General features: G+C 48.8%; 12 protein-coding genes and 1 pseudogene. 8 read left to right on the plus strand and 5 right to left on the minus strand.

What is annotated here, in order from left to right:
• The 4 genes from E5355_RS00560 to E5355_RS00575 all read right to left on the minus strand — a co-directional run bounded on the left by E5355_RS00560 (window position 1) and on the right by E5355_RS00575 (window position 7,350).
• Window positions 1-1,431, minus strand: coding sequence for a Sau3AI family type II restriction endonuclease (locus tag E5355_RS00560; RefSeq protein WP_136008726.1), 1,431 nt, complete (start codon window positions 1,429-1,431; stop codon window positions 1-3).
• A 259-nt stretch (window positions 1,432-1,690) separates the two neighbouring features.
• Complete coding sequence (locus tag E5355_RS00565; protein ID WP_136008727.1) at window positions 1,691-3,916, minus strand: glycoside hydrolase family 3 C-terminal domain-containing protein; 2,226 nt, start codon at window positions 3,914-3,916, stop codon at window positions 1,691-1,693.
• A 331-nt stretch (window positions 3,917-4,247) separates the two neighbouring features.
• Window positions 4,248-5,498, minus strand: a complete 1,251-nt coding sequence (locus tag E5355_RS00570; RefSeq protein ID WP_136008728.1) for a glycoside hydrolase family 5 protein — start codon at window positions 5,496-5,498, stop codon at window positions 4,248-4,250.
• A 208-nt stretch (window positions 5,499-5,706) separates the two neighbouring features.
• Complete coding sequence (locus E5355_RS00575; protein ID WP_136008729.1) at window positions 5,707-7,350, minus strand: DUF6377 domain-containing protein; 1,644 nt, start codon at window positions 7,348-7,350, stop codon at window positions 5,707-5,709.
• 56 nt (window positions 7,351-7,406) lie between these two features.
• On the opposite strand from E5355_RS00575, the gene E5355_RS00580 reads away from it, so the two are divergent.
• The 3 genes and pseudogenes from E5355_RS00580 (at window position 7,407) to E5355_RS00590 (ending at window position 10,103) form a co-directional block, all read left to right on the plus strand.
• Window positions 7,407-8,594, plus strand: coding sequence for a DUF5009 domain-containing protein (locus E5355_RS00580; protein ID WP_136008730.1), 1,188 nt, complete (start codon window positions 7,407-7,409; stop codon window positions 8,592-8,594).
• Window positions 8,594-9,175 carry an epoxyqueuosine reductase QueH gene (locus E5355_RS00585; RefSeq protein WP_136008731.1) on the plus strand — a complete coding sequence of 194 codons (582 nt, stop codon included), beginning with the start codon at window positions 8,594-8,596 and terminating at the stop codon, window positions 9,173-9,175. Before E5355_RS00580 ends, E5355_RS00585 begins: the two co-directional genes overlap by 1 nt.
• Window positions 9,176-9,199: 24 nt before the next feature.
• A pseudogene (locus E5355_RS00590) lies at window positions 9,200-10,103 on the plus strand (alkaline phosphatase).
• A gap of 10 nt (window positions 10,104-10,113) precedes the next feature.
• Here E5355_RS00590 and E5355_RS00595 read toward each other — a convergent pair.
• Window positions 10,114-11,361 carry a M16 family metallopeptidase gene (locus E5355_RS00595; RefSeq protein ID WP_136008732.1) on the minus strand — a complete coding sequence of 416 codons (1,248 nt, stop codon included), beginning with the start codon at window positions 11,359-11,361 and terminating at the stop codon, window positions 10,114-10,116.
• A gap of 127 nt (window positions 11,362-11,488) precedes the next feature.
• Between E5355_RS00595 and E5355_RS00600 the strand changes: the two genes are divergently transcribed.
• The 5 genes from E5355_RS00600 (at window position 11,489) to E5355_RS00620 (ending at window position 14,835) form a co-directional block, all read left to right on the plus strand.
• Window positions 11,489-12,094: an SIS domain-containing protein gene (locus tag E5355_RS00600; RefSeq protein WP_136008733.1), complete on the plus strand. Its 606-nt coding sequence runs from the start codon at window positions 11,489-11,491 to the stop codon at window positions 12,092-12,094.
• Entirely contained in the window at window positions 12,082-13,011 is a 930-nt protein-coding gene (locus E5355_RS00605; RefSeq protein ID WP_136008734.1) for a carbohydrate kinase family protein, read from the plus strand. The genes E5355_RS00600 and E5355_RS00605 overlap by 13 nt, the downstream gene beginning before the upstream one ends.
• A 166-nt stretch (window positions 13,012-13,177) precedes the next feature.
• A complete protein-coding gene (locus E5355_RS19735) occupies window positions 13,178-13,570 on the plus strand; it encodes a hypothetical protein (protein WP_246866854.1) in 393 nt (130 codons plus the stop codon).
• Window positions 13,567-14,184, plus strand: coding sequence for a DUF5043 domain-containing protein (locus E5355_RS00615; protein WP_117878322.1), 618 nt, complete (start codon window positions 13,567-13,569; stop codon window positions 14,182-14,184). Before E5355_RS19735 ends, E5355_RS00615 begins: the two co-directional genes overlap by 4 nt.
• A gap of 36 nt (window positions 14,185-14,220) precedes the next feature.
• Window positions 14,221-14,835, plus strand: a complete 615-nt coding sequence (locus E5355_RS00620) for a DUF5043 domain-containing protein (protein ID WP_136008735.1) — start codon at window positions 14,221-14,223, stop codon at window positions 14,833-14,835.
• The last annotated feature ends 27 nt before the right edge of the window (window positions 14,836-14,862 follow it).

A 14,862-nucleotide genomic window follows, 5' to 3' on the forward strand; every position in this document is an offset into this window, starting at 1 on the left:
TTACCGTTTTTCGTCTTGTCTTTGTTCTACAATCTCTCTTACGTAGTCATTATTAAACCAATAGCAAAACTTCTTTGCACCTTTCCCGTCAGGCGTAGGTGCAATGTCTTTTGCTTTCTGGGCTTTTGGCCGTACATGGAACTTCTTTCTATCGCAAGCTTTCCACCAATAGTCCTCTGAGATATGACTTTCCAAGATATTCTTCTTGATATGTTCCCAATATACCTCAGCACATTCCAGGTCGGATTGGGGCATAGTCCAAAAAAATGCGTCATCAAGCTCATAGTCCCCTTTCCCTTTATGCCGTTCTCTGAAAACAACGAATAAAAATCGACTTGAATATAACTCATAGAGCCTGGATTCATACCAATTCCCACATTCGGCAACCTCCATATAGTCAATATTCTCAAACGACATGGCTTCTTTAATAATACCATCGGCCTGCACTCGGACAGTTTTCATCATAAGCCCGGCTTTCAGAAACTCTTCAGAACGATTGACATTCGAGCATTTGCCAGATGCAACGACAGCATTGGCAATCATTGCAAATTTATTCTTTGGATTATTTGAAATGTCCACCTTTTTATCTTTGGCAATAGCCTCATAGTTTTTACCCATATACGGTTTGAAACGTTTTAAGACAATCTCATCAAAGCTATTTTTACTCAAATCCTGAGAAGTAAGCAATGGATTCTCAGACAATCCGAAATTTGCCACAGCCTTTTCGCCTACATTCACGACATACTGCAAAACAGTACGCATATAGGCCATCTTCAAACTAAAAGCACGTCGTGGAGCGTTAACCTCCGAATTCGGCTGTGCCATCAGGCTATCTCCTTTTTGTCCTTTCCTGCAAGCTCCAAGATACATCGTATCACCTTCGGATAACAAATGTGCCTCACCACGTTTAATCTTATCTACAATCAACTCATAATCATGTCGAATAATCAACAAGTCCTTCTCCGGAAGTTTCCATAATACAGAAAAGACAAACTCCAAATCCAGATTATCATAACCCTTGCGATATAGATAGAATAATAACAACATCAATTGGCATTTGAGATAAAAATGCGAATGTTCAAAATCTTCATTTACAACATCACAATAGTTTATCATATTACAAACAAGGCGTTCCTTGACAAGATAGTCCTTATTCTTTCCGAGCTTCAAGGGAGTACATTTCAATTCCATTCCAGCCTGCGAAAAATCCGCTTCGGGATTATTATTGGTCTCAAGTAAAAAATAAAGGTTCTCAACCATTTGACCAATTCCCCCCTTACCTTTTCTACGTTCATATCCCTTGTCAGCAAATTCACGCAGTGTTTTGCCTAACAGTCCCTTGCTATATTCGAATATACTGGTAGCATTTGCAGCATCATACGGCAGCGCATTTTTTTCCGGACAACTGTTACAATTCATGTTACTAACCATGAGATTTTTTTGATTTTATATAAGTGCAACCTTTAGTCATCATAGACGAAGCATGCAAAATTAGAGGAATTTTAGTAATTACCTACTATAACCCATCTGTTTCTTTACCTAATATGGTTCGGATTTCAATAGAATCATCTTTCTCTCTAAAATGCAGACGAGATGCAGAAAAGAGAAACGCAGAGACACAAAGGGACTCTGTACCCTAATGTCTCCGCGTTCAATTACTCCGGTATTATATACCCAAAAGCAACCTGCCTTATTTCAATTCGAAAGGAACCACTCCCTTTATATCGGCCGCCGATGCTGCTATGACAGCCTCGAACTTGCCCGGCTCGGCCACCCAGGCATGGCGGGCATCGTCGAAGAAGCTAAGCGCCTCCTTGTCGATGGTGAAGGTGACTTCCTTCGCTTCGCCCGGAGCCAGCCTCACCTTGCGGAAGCCTTTCAGCTCCTTGACGGGACGGGGCAGAGAGGACTTCTTGTCGCTGATGTAGAGCTGCACCACTTCCTGCCCTTCGCGCGTGCCGGTATTCTTTACGGTCAGCTTCACGGTCAGCTTGCCGTCGGCCTGCATGGTGGTGGCGTCGGCCGTCGGCTTGCCATATTCGAAAGTGGTATAGCTCAAACCGTGGCCGAAGGGGAAGAGGGGCTTGAGGTTCTTCTGCTTGTCGGCCCAACGGTAGCCCACGAAGATGCTCTCATTGTACCTGATGTCGATGATGTCTCTGCTCCGCTTGCCGGTATATTGGCCCAGGCTGTGGGCGGGGCAGTCTTCCAGCTTCGCGGGGAAGGTGAACGGAAGCTTGCCGCTGGGATTGACATCGCCCATGAGAATGGCTGCCAGCGAGTGGCCGGCCTCGGAACCCAGATACCAGTCTTGCACGATGGCAGGCACTTCGTCTACCCAGGGCATGGCGATGGCGTTGCCGGAGATGTTGACGACAATCAGGTTCTTGTTGGCCCCGGCCAGTGCGGAGATAACGGCATCCTGACCGTAGGACAAGCCCAGACCCTTACGGTCGGAGTCCTCGCAGTCTTGGCCGTTGCTCTTGTTCAGGCCGCCGATGAAGATAACGTAATCGGCATCCCGGGCCTCTTTCACGGCTTCGGCTATCAGCTCTTCGGGAGTACGGTCATCCTTCAGATTCTGTCCGGTCACCACCCCGTTGTATTCGCCGCTTGCATCGCCCACGTAGCCGCGGGCATATACCACCTCGGCCTTGCCGGCCACACGCTGCTTGATGCCGTCCAGCGGAGAGAGCTCGCGCTGCACCTTCAGCGAAGAGCTGCCGCCGCCTACGGTCATCATCTTGATGGCATTCTCGCCCACTACCAGAATCTTTTCGGCGCGGTTCAGGTCTATCGGAAGCAGATTGCCCTTGTTCTTCAGCAACACGATGCCCTCTTCGCCGATGCGGCGGGCAGCCTCGTAATGCTCTGCAGAGAGCATGCTTCCCCACGGACGGTGGGGATTCATCGCCGTGCGGAAGATAAGGCGCAGGATGCGGCGCACCTTGTCGTCCAGCTCCTTGGTGCCTACCTTGCCCTCGCGGATAAGGTTCAGATAGGGATTTGCCAGGTAATAATTGTCGTATGCGTTGCTGGCACCGTTCGAGAGCCCGTTGGTCCAGCTGCCGAACTCCATGTCGAGTCCGTTGGTAATGGCTTGCCGGGTGTCGTGCGTGCCTCCCCAGTCCGAGATGACTACACCGTCGAATCCCCATTCGCCTTTCAATATATTGTTCAATGTGTATTGGTTGTGACAAAGATGTTGGCCTTTGTATAGGTTGTAGGCACCCATGATGCTCCACGCTCCACCCTCTTGCACGGCCATCTTGAAGGCCGGCAGATAAATCTCATAAAGGGCACGGTCGTCTACAATCACATTGGTGGTATGGCGGTTCACTTCGTGATTGTTCAAGGCAAAGTGTTTGACGCAGGCAGCCACGCCGTTCTGCTGCACGCCCCGGATATAAGGCACCACCATCTTTCCGGCCAGATAGGGGTCTTCGCCCATGTACTCGAAGTTGCGTCCGTTGAGCGGTGTACGGTAAATGTTGACACCGGGCCCCAGCAAGACGGACTTGTTGCGATAGCGCGCCTCTTCGCCGATGCTCTGCCCGTAAAGGAGAGACATTTCGGGGTTCCAGGTTGCTGCCAGGCAGGTCAGGGCAGGGAAAGCCACGCAGGAGTCGTTGGTGCACCCGGCCTGTTCCCACTCATCCCACAGCACATCGGGACGTATGCCGTGAGGACCGTCGTCCGTCCATACATCGGGAATGCCCAAACGGGGCACGCCTGCACTGCTGAACTTGCTTTGCGCATGGGTCAGCTTTACTTTCTCTTCCAGGGTCAGACGGCTCAATGCGTCTTCCACTCTTTCTTCGATAGGTTTGCTTGCGTCCAGATAGACGGGCTGCTGTTGCGCCGAAAGAGGAAGCGCGGCAGCAGCCAGAGCCAAGCCGAATAATACTTTTCTCATTGTTGGATAATTAGGTTGTTGCATTATCAGGTTGTTATATAATCAGGTTGTTATATAATCAGGTTGTTATATAATCAGGTTGCCGTATAATCAGGTTGTTGCATTATCAGTCCGTACTATTGATAATTCCCAATATAGAAGGGAATATGAATTAGCCCCTACCACATAGGAACTGAGGTCTTTAAGCCCGGGTGTTTTGGGGTACTCAGTCCTATGGTGTGCGCAGCTAGTCCCGGCATCTCACCTCCGGGATTTGATACGTACTGCTTACAGCCTATTTGCAGCCTGCTTGCAATATGCTTGCAGCCGGTTTGGAGCAAGGCAGCACCCGCTACTTCATTCCCAATGACCGGATATAGCCCTCCTGAACCACACAATTCTTCAGTTTGCATGCCTCGATGAAGTCCGTCATCGCCTTGCGGGCCATGGCCTGCGCGGGACGTGCCTCACGGATTTCCTTGTACGTGGCACGCGGCGCTTCGGAGAAATATACGATGTTTGCCCAGTTTTCCGGCGGAGTGATGCCGACGAAAGAGGAGCCGTCCATCTTCTTGTAGGGCCAGAAGGTATAGCCGATGTTGTTCTCGCGCATCGTCTGGCAGAAGGCGGCCTGCCATTCGTCCGTATTGTGGCCTATCTCACCCATGTACATGGGCAGGTTCACACTGTCGCGGAAGTTGATAATCGTCTGGATGGCAGCCTGGGTGGGTTCGCCTCCGTAACGGTGGCAGGTGTACATTATCTTGTCGTCGAACTTGGAGTCTTTGAAAGGCTTGAAATTGCCGTTCCATTGCGAGCCGCCCAGCAGGATGATGTGGTTGTTGTCTACCTGGCGGATGGCGGCTACTCCTTTCTTATATACATCTTCCAGCTTAGAGTTGAGTTCTTCCATGTTCTCGAAGTAAGGGGCAATGGGCTCGTTGAAGAGTTCGTAACCGAGGATGACCGGTTCGTTCTTGTAGCGGTCGGCTATCCGGCGCCAGATGTCGCAATAGAGTTGCTGGCTGGCTTCGCTGTCGAACAGCCAGGGATAACCGTAGCTGTCGTCGATGTTGTCGCCCGTCTGTCCGCCGGGGGCGTCGTGCATGTCGAGGATGAGATACAAGTCCGACTCACGACACCAGTCTACAAGGCTGTCTACGCGGGCAAAGCCGTCTTGGGCGGTGGTCAGCCCCATATAGTCCTCGTCCGTAAACAGTTTGTAATGGAAAGGCAGACGGATGGTGTTGGCACCCCGGCTCTTGATGAAGCGGATGTCTTCGCGCGTTATGTAGTTGTCCTTGAATGCCTTCCAGAAGTCGGCGGTAAAGTCCGGTCCCACCAGCTGGCAGAACATCTCGTTGATGAAACGGCCCGAGTTGGTCTTGCTGAACCTGAACATGTAGCCTTCCGGATTCAGCCAATTGCCGAGGTTGGTGCCCATGATGAAGAGTTTGGTTCCGTCGGGCTTTATCAGGTCTTGGCCCTGAATGGTTACGAATGCATCTTGAGTTACTTCTTTTGCCGCTTGTTTCTCACTGCATCCCGCAACGCCCAAAGACAGCAAGGCGATGGAAATGCTTGTAGCTAATAGATGTTTCATGGTAATTATTTTTTGGGGTTATAGTATTAGTCGCGATATTTATTTTTACTTCCCCAAAGTTAGGAAAGATAAGAATATCCCATGCCGGCGAATTGGGAATAGGTGGAGAACCGAAAAGGGAAAATAGCATAAATATCTAATAACCAAAAACATAAACTGGGATGGAGAAAGTTAAAAAGTGGATTCGGATAATCTGTCTGACGTATTGTCAACGTATCTGCATCAGCCTCATTTCGAAATCCTCGCGCGAGATACGCGCTTTGTTCTTCACTTTGGCGCGGTAATTATAGATGGTGTTTACGGAGTAACGAAGGAATTCTGCAATCTGCGAACTGTCGTCGATGCCCAGACGAATCAAGGCGAAAATGCGGAGTTCCGTATTCAGCAATTCACCTTTACGAAGCACGATGCGTTCTTCCGGTTGCAGCAGGTCGTTGAATTTATCCACAAAATCGGGAAAAAGATGCAGGAAGGCGATATCAAAGTTTTCATAGAGTTCCTTCAATCCGGTGTCCAGCACTTCGCGGGAGCGTACCATTTTCAGCAACTCGTCCATCTGGCCGGCAGAGATTTTCTTGTTGACCATCCGCCGGTAGGTATCCAGGCGATTGATGTAGATGGAGCAAAGGTTCATGAAACGTCCCACATACTCCTCCTTGATGTTGTTTGAGAGTTGCAGTTGCTCGTTGGTCTGCTCCAAATTATTCCTCGCAGCAGAGAGGCGACGCATCTGCCGATAGATAAAGACCACCGCCACGGCCAGCAGCACAATCAGGGTACTGATGAGCCAGAGATACAAGCGGAGCCGGTCGTTCTGCCGCTCGCGCATGGCTTGGTAGGTAAGGTCTATCAGCGAAAGGATACCCGCAGTCTGGAGGCTGCGGCTACGGGCGTTGTAGCGGTTGGTCTCGTCCCACGAGAAACGGATGTAGCGATAGGCATGTTCCATGTCTCCTTCTTCATAGAGAAGTTCCGCCAGATTCCAGAGTGAAGCATGGTCTGTGATACTCAGGCGGATATCGGTAAGTGCAGACAAGGCGAGGTAGCGTTTCTCTTCCTCCCGGTTGCCAAGCCGTCGGTAGAGCAATGAGCGCTGATAGGTCACCAGCGCATATTCGGGAGTATTAGGTTCTGCATGTGCCAGGCGCGCGTCATTGATACTTAAGGCTTCGTCCAGGTGGCCGGCAGCAGCCTCCCGCGTCTCCATACGTTCCAGGTAGAGAGGCGACGAAGGCAGAAGTACCTGCATCAAAGAATCGTCATAATGGACAGCCAAGGCTTGATAACGCTTCTTGAAAGAATCGTCCAGCGTATAGAAACTCAGCTCCGTGTAAAGTTTATGATAACAATTGTAATAATCCGGCAGCAGATGAGCGGGAAAGGAGGATTTGTCTATCTGCCTCAAGAGTTCGGCGGCTTCCTCGTACATGCCTACCGAAGCCATCAGGTGGGCGAGTTCCAGCCTTGTCTCGAGCGCTGCATTCCGTTGGCCATAGCGCTCTGCCCAATTCAGATTGACGTGGAGGTAATGGATGGCCGAATCGCAGACATAGGCCTTGTATTCCTTGTAGATTTCCCCATTCCATCGGAAAAAAGAGAGATTGGTGGTATCGGCATCCAGCAATCGACGCTTCAGCCGGGCAATGCGTCCTTCACGCTGGGCGGCATAGTGCCGGTGCACCTCGATAGCCTCATCCAAAGAGGAGGTGAGTGCAGTAAAGGAGGGCGTGCCGGCAGCCAAAGCCACACTTTGCCATATCACGACGACAAGAAAACAAAAAGTAAATAATCTCCTTTCCATGACCATAAAGTTCATGCAAATATACGAAGAAATCCTGCAAAGAAATAGCATCGGAAAGAATAGTTCCCTATATTTGCATTTAAAAACCCCCAAACAGATTGTCTATCATGAAAAGCTTAACACCCCCCCAACGAGTTATCGCGGTAGACGTATTCCGCGCACTCACCATGTTCCTCATGCTCTTCGTCAACGACATTCCCGGGCTGAAAAACGTGCCACACTGGCTGATGCATGCCAAGATGGACGAAGACATGATGGGATTCTCCGACACCATCTTCCCTGCTTTCCTTTTCTGCATGGGAATGTCCGTATCCTTTGCCATACAAAACAGGTACAGGAAGGGAGACAACACTCTGCAAGTCGTGACCCATATCTTCCGGCGGACAGTGGCGCTGATTGCCATGGGACTGTTTTCAGTTAACAGCGGAGGAATTGAAGGCGGCCTCTCGCACCAATGGTTCTCCATCCTGATGGTCGTCGGGTTCTTCCTCACTTGGGGGGTATATCCCAAAGCGGAAGGAACGAAAAAGGCCCTTTTCACCGCAATGAAAACGGCAGGCGTGCTGCTGCTCGCCTTCCTCGTCATCTACAAGGACATGAACGGGAAACCCTTCCAAATAGGTTGGTGGGGCATCCTCGGACTTATCGGCTGGACGTATGCGGTATGCGCAGGCATCTACCTGTTCACCCGCGAGAACCTGCGGAAGAATGCCGTTGTCTGGTTTGTGGTTGTATTGCTTGCCGTAGTCAGCCATTCGGACTTGATACCGGGAGAGTACGGCAGCCGGATTATTCTGCTTCCCTTCATTCCGAGCGACTGGACGCTGCATGCCCTCGGTATGTCCGGCGTACTGACCTCCCTGCTTATGCAACGCTATGCCGACCGGGAACGGCCGGGACGGTTCATCGGCATACTTTGTGCCCTCGGCGCAGGAATGCTTGTCCTTGCCCTCGTCTCACACCCGTTCTGGATTATATCCAAGATACAAGCCACACCGACATGGCTGTTCTACTGCCTCGCCATGTTCTTCCCACTGTTCGGTTTCTTCTACTGGCTGACGGACGTGAAAGGCAAGGCCAACCGGTTCGATATCATCAAACCTGCAGGTACGGCAACGCTGACCTGCTATATCATTCCTTACATCTGGTATGCTGTCCAGCAATTGCTGCATCTGCACTATCCCGAGGCATTGGGAAGCGGTGTACCGGGGCTGCTCAAGTCTCTCGTGTTCTCGCTTGTCGTTGTGGGGCTGACCGGCCTGCTGGTGAAAGGAAAAATTAAACTGAAAGTATAATGTTGAAAGTTCAAACACCCAACGGTGACCACAAGGTGCTGCTGCATTCATGCTGCGCACCTTGCTCCTCTGCCATCATCGAGTGTATGCTGGAAAACGGCATACGCCCCACCGTATTCTACTGTAATCCCAACATCTATCCGCAGGCAGAATATGAGATAAGGAAAAACGAGGCTATCCGTTTCGTAACCTCCAAAAACCTCGATTTCATCGATGCAGATTATGACTATGCACACTGGCTGCACTCTATAAAAGGATTGGAAAACGAACCGGAGCGCGGCGGGCGATGCCTGAAATGCTTCACGCTGCGCCTCACGGAGACTGCGCGCTATGCCTCCGAACATGGTTTCTCCGTATTCACCACCACCCTCGCCTCTTCGCGCTGGAAAAGCCTGGAACAAATCAATGAAGCAGGACGCCGTGCCGCCGCGCTCTATCCGGGTATCCTCTTCTGGGAACAGAATTGGCGGAAAGGCGGGCTCCAAGACCGGCGCAACCAACTGCTGAAAGTGTATGATTTCTACAATCAGCAGTATTGTGGCTGTGAATTCAGCATGCAACGACTGGAAAAGAACAAATAACGTTAAACGAAAATTAAAGATAACATGAAGAAACTGACTTTTACATTACTCATCACTCTGGCAGCGGCATGCCTCTTTTCTTCCCTGCAATGCTAAGGGAAAAGCCAAACACGTAGTTTTCATCGGTCTTGACGGCTGGGGCGCCTATAGCGTTCCCAAAGCAGAAATCCCCCACATCAAGCAACTGATGGCAAACGGTTCTTATACATTAGAAAAACGGACTGTACTCCCCTCCTCCAGCGCCGTCAACTGGGCAAGCATGTTTATGGGGGCTGGTCCTGAATTGCACGGATATACGCAATGGGGCTCCAAGACTCCCGAACTCCCGTCACGCGTATTGAACCAGCACGGCATATTCCCTACCATCTTCCAGCTGCTACGTGATGCCCGGCCGGAAGCAGAAATAGGCTGTCTGTATGAATAGGACGGCATCAAGTATCTGGTGGATACCCTTTCTCTGAACCACCATGCACAAGCACCCGACTACAACAAACATCCCGAAGCCCTATGCGGCATGGCAGAAAAGTATATCAAGGAGAAACATCCGACCCTGCTTGCTGTCTGCTTCGACAACCCCGACCACGTAGGCCATCAAGCCGGACACGATACTCCTGAATATTACGCCAAACTGAAAGAACTCGACGGTTATGTGGGTCGCATCATCCAGGCCGTCACAGAGGCAGGTATGCTGAAAGAAACAATCTTTATCGTTACTGCCGACCACGGAGGCATTGAAAAAGGACATGGCGGCAAGACCATGCAGGAGATGCAGACTCCCTTCATCATCTCCGGAAAGGACATAAAGAAAGGAGGCGAATTTCACGAAAGCATGATGCAGTATGACGTTGCATCCACTATTGCCCACATCTTCGGGCTGAAACAACCGCAAGTATGGATAGGACGTCCTATGTTGCAGGTCTTCAAATAAAAGAAAACGGTCAACGATAAATGAGCGTCGAAAGATAGTGCTCGGCAAACATCTCGTTTGCCACCTCTAACAGAGCTTCCGAAGTAAGCTGTTCAATGCGATGGAACACAGCTTCGGAAGTTTCGCATTTATTATAATGCAGGAAAGTCTTTCCCATACCCAGCGCATTGTTCTCATTATTATCCGAGGCTACACCGATTTGCCCGATAAGCTGCTTCTTGGCAGCCGCAAGCTGCGACGAAGTCATCCGGACATCACGCAAGCGTTTCAGTTCCTTGTATACCAGACGGGTGCAGTAGTCCAAATCTGCAGGGTCGCAACCGAAGTAGATGCAGAAAGTTCCCGTATCGGTATAGGAAGTCAGGTTGGATTCCACGTTATAGACCAGTCCGCGACGTTCGCGGAGAGAAACATTCAGGCGGCTGTTCATGCCCGGCCCGCCCAAGACATTGTTCAGCAGATAGAGTGCAGTACGCTTGTCATCGTACGCATTATATCCCCGGCTGCCAATCATGACGTGTGCCTGGTGGGTATCCTTATGCACTACAAGATGCTCGGGTACATAAAGGGGCGGTGGAGTACGGTGGTTGTCCACTGCCACGGCAGGTATATCCGCGAGGAGTTTTTCCGCCCATCGCACCACCTGCCTGAAATCCAGATTGCCCAGAACAAAAAAAACCATATTGCCGGGATAGTAGAAGCGGGAAGTGAATGCAGCGGCATCCTCACTGCGGAACATCTTCAGTTGCCCGGGATTGCCCAGGATGTTGCGTCCCAGGGGATGCCCTCTGAATATCAAGTCTTCGAAATCATCGAAGATAAGCTCGGAAGGGTTGTCTTCGTAGGATTGTATCTCGTCGATAATCACCTCCGTCTCTTTCTCGATTTCGCGTTGCGGGAAAGTGGAGTGGAATACAATATCCGTCAGAAGCTCAACGGCACGACCGAAATGCTCGGTCAGGAAAGCAGAGTAAATCACTGTTTCTTCCTTATTGGTGTAGGCGTTGAGGTCTCCGCCTACATTCTCCATACGATTCAGAATATGCCATGCCTTACGCTTGGCGGTACCTTTAAATATAAGATGCTCTACAAAATGCGCCATACCCTGCTCGTTTTCAAGCTCGTCGCGCGTACCCGCATCTACGGCAAAACCACAATAAGCCACTTTAGAGGCTGAGGGTTCATGAATGATGCGCAAGCCGTTGGACAGGATATATTGATTGAAGGTGGACGGTAAATTTTCTTTTAAGTTCTTCATTCTGACGTTTCAAACTATTTGAGGCGACAAAAATACAATAAAACTTATTGCCGTTTATAGAAAATTGCAGATATTTGCAATTGCTATAATTTTAAGTACATTAATCAAATTAGCACATTAAGTAAGTATGATTGCATCCATTCAAGAGCTTTTGCAGAAAGAGGCACAAGCCGTACTGAACATTCCAGTGACGGACGCTTATGAAAGAGCTGTAGAACTCATCGTAGAACAAGTGCACCGCAAAAAAGGGAAACTGGTAACTTCGGGTATGGGCAAAGCCGGACAAATAGCCATGAATATCGCTACCACCTTCTGCTCTACCGGTATTCCGTCCGTTTTCCTGCACCCCAGCGAAGCACAGCATGGTGACCTCGGCATCCTTCAGGAGAATGACTTGTTATTACTCATCTCCAATTCGGGCAAAACTCGTGAAATTGTGGAGCTGACACGGCTGGCACATAACCTGAACCCGGAACTGAAGTTTATTGTCATCACCGGAAACCCTGATAGCCCCCTGGCACACGAATCCGATGTATGCCTCAGCACCGGGAAACCCCAAGAAGTATGCGTATTGGGCATGACGCCCACGACTTCGACCACTGCCATGACCGTCATCGGCGATATACTGGTGGTACAGACCATGAAAGAAACCGGATTCACCATTGAAGACTACTCCAAACGCCATCATGGTGGTTACCTCGGAGAAAAATCAAGATCATTATGCGTAAAGTAATAGGTATCGGAGAAACCATACTGGACATCATATTCCGTGACGAACAGCCCACAGCAGCCGTTCCGGGTGGTTCGGTATTCAACGGCATCGTTTCATTGGGACGTATCGGCGTCCCTATCTGCTTTATCAGTGAAACGGGCAATGACCACGTGGGTAATATCATCCTCAACTTCATGCGCGAGAACAATATCCCCACAGACCATGTCAACGTGTTCCCCGACGGGAAGTCACCCGTATCACTCGCCTTCCTGAACGACCGGAGCGATGCGGAATACATCTTCTACAAAGACTATCCCAAGCAGCGTCTGGACGTGGAATATCCGCAGATTCAGGAAGACGACATCATCATCATAGGTTCGTACTATGCCCTGAACCCTGTATTGCGCGACAAAGTGCAGGAATTGCTGGAACGCGCCCACGACATGCACGCCATTATCTACTACGACCCCAATTTCCGTTCGTCCCATAAAGAGGAGGCCATCAAGCTGGCTCCCACCATCATCGAGAATCTGGAATACGCCAACATCGTGCGTGGTTCGCAAGAAGACTTCTTCTACATGTGGGGCTTGCAAGAGGCCGACAAGATATACAAGGACAAAGTGAAGTTCTACTGCCGTAACTTCCTCTGCACGGCCGGTGCAGAGCAGGTGTCATTGCGCACCGGCACCATCTCCAAGGAATACTCCATTCCTCCGCTGGAAGCCGTCAGCACCATCGGCGCGGGCGACAACTTCAATGCAGGTATCATCTTCGGGCTGCTGAAATATAATGTACGCTACGAGGACCTTGATACCATGGACGAGACTACTTGGGACAAGGTCATCCGGTGCGGCATCGAGTTTGCCGCCGAGGTATGCCGGAGTTTCAGCAATTCCGTATCCAGGGAATTTGCAGAAGCACGGCAATTCCAGCCATAACCGCCCCTTGCAGCAGGGTGTGTCCACCACAGATTACACGGTCTAAAAATCCATGCAATCTGTGGTAGAACAGCTTCCGGATTAACAAAATTCTCCTGTTTTTCCTTTCATTTCTGCTTTTTTTTTGCTTTATTTGTCTATCCTTTATACCTTAAGCATTCGCGCTATGAATAGAAAAGGAAACAGACAGCACTCTCCAACCCCTCCTAAGCAGAAATGGCAAAACATCTGCCTTGCCTTGTGCATTCTTTTAGGAATACTCGCCTCTTGCGAAACAGAAGAATCCTTCTATCAACCCCGATTACCGGCAAACGATGTCCCGTTGACCCGGCAAGCGTTATTCAAGCCAGGAAACTTCTTTGCCTACACCGACTCTACCCTAAAAGCCGTGATTTCCGCACTACGCAGGGTGGAAGATTTCTTTGAAACCTACATATCTAATAATGTTGTTAATGCTTTCCGTAAGGAAGGATACGAAGATTATCCATTCAAAGAGTATTCGGATATCACCAATATTTTTCCCAACATAAAATTAACAACTAAAAATTGTAACGAATGAAAAGACTATTATTTATTACACTGCTTATAGGATACATCTATCCTTGTGTAGCACAGGACAAACCTATCAGAACAGAAGAAACGCTCGAAGAAACAGTCATTTATAAAAAGACTACCACTTTTAGGGTGGATGGTTATACGTACCAATGCGATGTAGATGACGGCAGCCAGTTTGTGACTCTTCATAACAAAGAGAACAAGTTGACATACAAAGATATTGTATATAAAGCCACAGGAAAAATATACATCGGTAGCTGGAATGAAAAAAAAGTAATTGAATACGATAGCTTCATGAGTAAACAAGCAGACCGCATTGTGGACGAAGCTTTTACCAAAGCCATGGCAGATGAACTCGGAAAGCGTGAGTTCACAATAACCATGCTTCTCAGTCCGGATACGGGGAAAGTAATAGAAGTGAATTTCAATTTCACAACCTTTAGCCCATACGCCAGAGTGCCACTGCATGTCTATAGGGAAATCGAAGTAAAACTGAAAGAACAAATACACTTTAAACCCGGAGAAGTGGGAAAACAACTCAATTACATCATGCTATCATGGAGACAAAAACCTAAAGGGAAACTCCCCCCATTACCACCTCCCGGTTCGCTAATGTAAGCAACATACAAAATTAACAACTAAAAATTGTGACGAATGAAAAGACTATTGCTTATTACACTGCTTATAGGATACATCTACCCTTGTGTAGCACAGGACAAACCTATCAGAACAGAAGAATCACTTTGGGAAACTATTATTTATAAAAAGACTACTACTTTCGATGTAGACGGTTATACGTATCAATGCGATGTAGATGACGGTAGCCAATTTGTGACTCTTTATAATAAGGAGAACAAATTAACATACAAAGATATTGTATATAAAGCCACGGAAAAAGCATATATTGGTAGTTGGAACAGTAAGGTGGTTGAATACGATAGCTCCATGAGTTGGCAAGAAGACTTCATTGTAGACCAAGCATTCACCAAAGCCATGGCAGATGAAATTGGGAAAGATGAGTTATCAATAACCATGCTACTAAGCCCAGACACAGGAAAAGTAATCGAAGTATATTTCAATTTTACGACCTTTAATCCATACGCTAGAGTACCACTGTATGTCTATAGAGAAATCGAAGTAAAACTGAAAGAACAAATTCAATACAAACCAGGGGAAGTAGGAAAACAACTCAACCATATCATGTTGTCGTGGATGCAGAAACCCAAAGGAAAACTCCCCCCATTACCACCTCCCGGTTCGCTAATGTAAGTAACATATAAAATTAACAACCCCAAA

It is taken from the genome of Bacteroides muris (ex Afrizal et al. 2022) (genome assembly GCF_004793475.1).
In the GTDB taxonomy this organism is placed as follows: domain Bacteria; phylum Bacteroidota; class Bacteroidia; order Bacteroidales; family Bacteroidaceae; genus Bacteroides; species Bacteroides muris.

What these genes read in the sequence shown, in the direction of transcription:
- E5355_RS00615 (WP_117878322.1), top strand. Translation starts at nt 13,567, where the DNA reads ATGAAAAGACTATTATTTATTACACTGCTTATAGGATACATCTATCCT.
- E5355_RS00565 (WP_136008727.1), bottom strand. Translation starts at nt 3,916, where the DNA reads ATGAGAAAAGTATTATTCGGCTTGGCTCTGGCTGCTGCCGCGCTTCCT.
- E5355_RS00575 (WP_136008729.1), bottom strand. Translation starts at nt 7,350, where the DNA reads ATGCTATTTCTTTGCAGGATTTCTTCGTATATTTGCATGAACTTTATG.
- E5355_RS00560 (WP_136008726.1), bottom strand. Translation starts at nt 1,431, where the DNA reads ATGGTTAGTAACATGAATTGTAACAGTTGTCCGGAAAAAAATGCGCTG.
- E5355_RS00620 (WP_136008735.1), top strand. Translation starts at nt 14,221, where the DNA reads ATGAAAAGACTATTGCTTATTACACTGCTTATAGGATACATCTACCCT.
- E5355_RS00595 (WP_136008732.1), bottom strand. Translation starts at nt 11,361, where the DNA reads ATGAAGAACTTAAAAGAAAATTTACCGTCCACCTTCAATCAATATATC.
- E5355_RS00570 (WP_136008728.1), bottom strand. Translation starts at nt 5,498, where the DNA reads ATGAAACATCTATTAGCTACAAGCATTTCCATCGCCTTGCTGTCTTTG.
- E5355_RS00600 (WP_136008733.1), top strand. Translation starts at nt 11,489, where the DNA reads ATGATTGCATCCATTCAAGAGCTTTTGCAGAAAGAGGCACAAGCCGTA.
- E5355_RS00585 (WP_136008731.1), top strand. Translation starts at nt 8,594, where the DNA reads ATGTTGAAAGTTCAAACACCCAACGGTGACCACAAGGTGCTGCTGCAT.
- E5355_RS00580 (WP_136008730.1), top strand. Translation starts at nt 7,407, where the DNA reads ATGAAAAGCTTAACACCCCCCCAACGAGTTATCGCGGTAGACGTATTC.
- E5355_RS19735 (WP_246866854.1), top strand. Translation starts at nt 13,178, where the DNA reads ATGAATAGAAAAGGAAACAGACAGCACTCTCCAACCCCTCCTAAGCAG.
- E5355_RS00605 (WP_136008734.1), top strand. Translation starts at nt 12,082, where the DNA reads ATGCGTAAAGTAATAGGTATCGGAGAAACCATACTGGACATCATATTC.